Source organism: Phocaeicola faecalis (assembly GCF_021730445.1).
In the GTDB taxonomy this organism is placed as follows: domain Bacteria; phylum Bacteroidota; class Bacteroidia; order Bacteroidales; family Bacteroidaceae; genus Phocaeicola; species Phocaeicola faecalis.
The window spans coordinates 1-4359 of the sequence record NZ_JADNRM010000041.1; the positions used below are offsets into that span (position 1 = coordinate 1).

The 4359-nt window shown below is 46.4% G+C and carries 3 protein-coding genes and 1 pseudogene; all 4 read right to left on the reverse strand.

Annotation, left to right across the window (positions count from 1 at the left end):
- Positions 1–1031: 1031 nt before the first annotated feature.
- Positions 1032–2777: a glycosyltransferase gene (locus tag IR173_RS17850; protein ID WP_237040859.1), complete on the reverse strand. Its 1746-nt coding sequence runs from the start codon at positions 2775–2777 to the stop codon at positions 1032–1034.
- 7 nt (positions 2778–2784) lie between these two features.
- Complete coding sequence (locus tag IR173_RS17855) at positions 2785–3573, reverse strand: galactosyltransferase-related protein (protein ID WP_237040860.1); 789 nt, start codon at positions 3571–3573, stop codon at positions 2785–2787.
- 19 nt (positions 3574–3592) lie between these two features.
- Entirely contained in the window at positions 3593–4156 is a 564-nt protein-coding gene (locus tag IR173_RS17860; RefSeq protein WP_237040861.1) for a glycoside hydrolase family protein, read from the reverse strand.
- Positions 4157–4165: 9 nt separating this feature from the next.
- Positions 4166–4359: pseudogene (locus IR173_RS17865) on the reverse strand (HlyD family efflux transporter periplasmic adaptor subunit); the annotation flags it as partial.

A 4359-nucleotide genomic window follows, 5' to 3' on the forward strand; every position in this document is an offset into this window, starting at 1 on the left:
AACTTTTTGAAAGGGACAAAACGGGGAGAATATGAAGACACATTACTATATTGCGGGCGCGCATGTACGCGCATGAAGAGGGAGGGGAAAAATCGAACCGGGTACAAAAGTCCGCGGCAGGTACAGGGTGCAATCCCGGTTCCCGGACTTTCCCATCAATGGCTTGTCATACGATGGCTGAACCCACTAAAGCCGGCTGTGTTTTTTCACCTTACAAACGGAAAGCCGGTCTCTTCCTTCCTCCTTTCATTAGTCGTTGAAACGCCCTGTAGATGGGGGTTCCGGTAGTGAAGGGACATCCCCTCACCGCCCCTTCAGCCTCCTTTCATTCGTCAAAAAAGGAGTACAATGCCTTTGAACTTTTTCGATAACGATTTCNTTTGTGTATCCGGGCAGACACACGGGTCTGCCCCTACGGAAAACGGTAGGCTAAAAAGATGTGTAACACTATGGAAATTACTGAAGGCAGATTGTGAAGGGACGTGAAAAGCACGGCTGAAAGGAGGATGAAGGGATGTGCTGTCATTCTTAACCGTCTGATAGACAGTGTGATTTGATTAAAATGTAAGGATGAAGGGAGAAGAAGGAAGACCGGCTTAATGAGGGGTATTTTCATCTGCCCTACATAAAAAAGATGCCGGGCTTTTAAAAAAAGATGGTGAAGTTTTGAAGAAACACACCGAACTCTTTCGAAAACACACCCAGCTTTAAAAAAAACGCACCGAGCTTTTTTGAAAACACATCGAGCTTTTTCGAAAACATCAAGGTCTTTTTGCAGCACTCTGTGTGGAATGCCTGTTCTTTTTTAATGTACATGTCGCATCGGTCTACACATACGGTGGCGTGAGCCTGCACGTACGTACGCATGAGCCTACACGTATATACGCATCGGCCTACACGGACGTACGCATAAGACCACACGTATATATGTCTGTGACAGGCTCCGTCATCCTCTGAACAATCCGGTATGGGTGAGCACCCGCCAGGGGAAATGTGTACCGGAGGGTGGAATGCCTGACTTCAGACAACCATTAATACCGGGGTACAGATAAATCTTGAATGGTTCGTATCATTTTGAATCTGGCATTGGACCTTTTGAAGAACTCCCTGATTTTTCCCGGGTATTCCATATTTCCCAAGGTGACATCCGAATATCCAAAATCTTTTTGTTCTGAGATAAACGGATAAATCACCATCTTGTTATAAATAATTTCGGATAGCACCCCGTCGGCAGTATCATCCTCTTGAAACTCGTAGGACAGGATTGTATCAAACGCAGATGAATAGATTACAATGAATTGGGTACTCCAAAACCAATCTACCCAATAACGGTGGTATCCTACAGGAATGGCCTGCCCGAATCCTCCGATACCTCCGGACAAAAGCTCGGCTCCCTGCATATACGCCTCCCGGATTTCTTTAAATAACAGTCCGGGGGAATAATTCCCGGTAAAGAAGTGGTCGTCTTCACAGATGACAATTACATCCTCTTCCTGCTCTTTAGCCATCCTTATCACCTTTACTATGCTGTTCCAAAGTCCAATCGTGCCTTTGGAGTGGGTGCACGCTTCAACAAGGTGGAATGCAAATTCCGGTTTTCCGTCAAATTCATGAACGATATGCCTCCTTCTGTCCTCCCTTTCTTTTATATTGATGACATATACGGGAATATAGGTACCTTCCTCATTCTCTTTTATGGAAACAAGCAGGTCGTTCATGCGCTTTTCCCAAACACTCCAGTTCAAACGTGTCTCAAAATGCTTCCTGCATTCTCTTCCAAGATTGGCATACCTGTCTTTATGCGTATATAATTCTATGATTGTATCCGCATAATCGGAGGCGGGAGCAGCGGCAGCAAACAGGAAGCCGTTCTGCCCATTACGGACAGCCTGGCTGACACCTCCCACATCGGTGGTCAGTACAGGTATGCCGTATGCAGAGGCTTCGCAATATACAATGCCGAAACAGTCAAACAGAGTAGGGGCAATCAGGAAATGGGATTGGCGGAGTATCTGCTCAAAAAGTTTTTGCCCTTCGAATGATGACTTGTCGATATAAGGATAGACAATGATATCCGTGTCCTCCGGCATTTGTGCAGGGGTGCTTCCGATAATGGTCAATGTGCATGGAATGCCTTTCTCTTTTACAGAATAGAAGACTTCAATAGCTTTATTCCCGCCTTTCATCTCCCAATTTTCACCTATAAAGAGCAGGTTACAGACAGATGTACAGTCATGCCCGGCATACTCGGGAATATTGTCTATGTTGGCTCCGAACTCTATAACGCTGATTTTTTCGGGGGCTGCATGGTAGTGGTTGACAGCACTGTTTTGGGCCCATTCGGAAGCATATACAATATGTGTTGCCTTTTGGATGGCTCTTTCTTCCAGCCCTTCGGCTAAATCGAGTTTTTGGGAGTCTGTGATTCCCAGGTATCGGTTGAAGAGCCTGCAAGTGGTGTCACCTATATATATAACAGGAATATCCGTTGTCAGATAGGCTAAAAAGAAATAGTCCCGGCAGATAATCAGGTCATAGCATTCATAATGGAAGAAATCAGTTAACATCTTTCCGAATAGCAGGGCATATTTCTCCGGTGAGAAAGGAGTGTCTTCCCCGAAATTTTCTTGGTGGAATTTAATGGCTTCTTCATATTGTTGCCCACCTATCCAGGTGAGCCGGTGACTTTGTTCCAGATGATGATACATATAATACAGTGTCCCCGACCAGTTGTGTATGTCTGTCGGATTCAGGGAGGAAAGGAATGCTATATTCATAATGGTTTCAGTTATGGTTGTCTAAATAAAAAAATATTCCGGTATGATTCTTCAGTGCCTTTACCAACTCTTCCTTGCTTTGCCGGCAAGTGGCTAGAAGGACTTTCTGGTTATGCTGTGCCTTTTTTCTATTATCCACTCCTATATCCGGCTTTCTTTCGTGATGGAGATGATAAAGCGGCCCTTCCGTTCTTGCTATCGGCAATTCCAGAATTTCCAGTCTTTTTACTCTCTCTGCATCTTCGGGGCCCCAGCCGTAGAAACCTTCGTTCTCGCCTCCCGCTTCCAGATATCCGGTCTTATTCACCAGAAAGGCTCCTCCCACCGACGGGCGCCCCAGCAGGCAACAGCCCTCTCCGGCCTGAAGTTCATCCACGTTTTTACGGATGGCATTGCTTCTTTCTTTCTCCAGGAAACGGAATGTCCCATTGTAGGGAAAGCATAAGACGCATCCCCCCAAAATATGCCATACGCCGGCAATCAGTTGGGCTTCAGGTATCAGTACGTCCGCATCCCATATACCCACGATGGAATGTAGTGCATCCCTAAGCAGCCCGTTCAGGTAGCGGGTGCGGTAGAAAACAGGCGCTTCGTCATGCACGAAACGGTAGCGTATCCGTTCATGATGACTGAAAAAGAAACGGCGTTCTTTATCAGCTTCCAGCAAGTCAATATATACAAACGGCGACCGGAGCAGATACTGCAATACGCAGTGCAGGTTTGCTTCACGTTCCGTTGATTCAATCCGCAACGGAATCACAATACTTACAGGAGGCATGGAAGGAGTGTCTTTCATAATGGTTATCATCGTTTGATTATCGGTTCTTTAAAGGGGCGGCTGCTATTTCCTTGTCGCACCATTCCAACAGATTTTCGATTTTGGCATTCATTATGTTCAGTGTGTGCAATAAGACCAGTATGAAATAGACTTCATAATAATCTTTGCCGGTAGAATTATCCTGAAGGGCTTCAGCTATCCAGTCAATGAGATAGACGGTATATTCTTTTAAGTTCAATACAGCCGGTTCTTCAGAATCCTTCCTGTAGCAAAGCCGATGGTATACATAACAGGCCAGTCCTGATATTCCCTGTCCAATACTTAAATCGAATGGCGGGCGGGCATTGACGGCGGCAAATACCCTGCTGTCTATTTCCGCCAGGATTTCATCCGCGTCTCCTTCCACAAAACCATTCTGTATCAGATATTCTATTCCTGCTCCTATTCCGCACAGGCCGTCTCCGTATGCCAATGACATATCTCCGGTGCATCCGTTCCATATATCATCCAGCAATTCCTCCGCCCGTATGTTCCATTCTTCCTCTCCGGTGTCGCGGTAGAGCCGGAACAGGGCAACCGTTTCTCCCATTTTGTCAAGCATAGGCTCTTTCTATTTTAAATTCAGCAACCTGCTGAGCAGGCTTTTTTCCTTCGTGACGACGGATGCCGTCCCCGTCATGGTCTTGATTAAAGGCAGTTCTTTGCCATAGCGGGTGGTCAGTCCCTGCGGCAGTGCTATTTCCAGTACAAACCTTCCCTGTTCGTCGGGCACGGGGGAGATGGACTCCACACTTCCCTCTACGG

Coding starts and splice junctions, on each gene's coding strand:
- IR173_RS17855 (WP_237040860.1), bottom strand. CDS start 3,573: ATGAAAGACACTCCTTCCATGCCTCCTGTAAGTATTGTGATTCCGTTG.
- IR173_RS17860 (WP_237040861.1), bottom strand. CDS start 4,156: ATGCTTGACAAAATGGGAGAAACGGTTGCCCTGTTCCGGCTCTACCGC.
- IR173_RS17850 (WP_237040859.1), bottom strand. CDS start 2,777: ATGAATATAGCATTCCTTTCCTCCCTGAATCCGACAGACATACACAAC.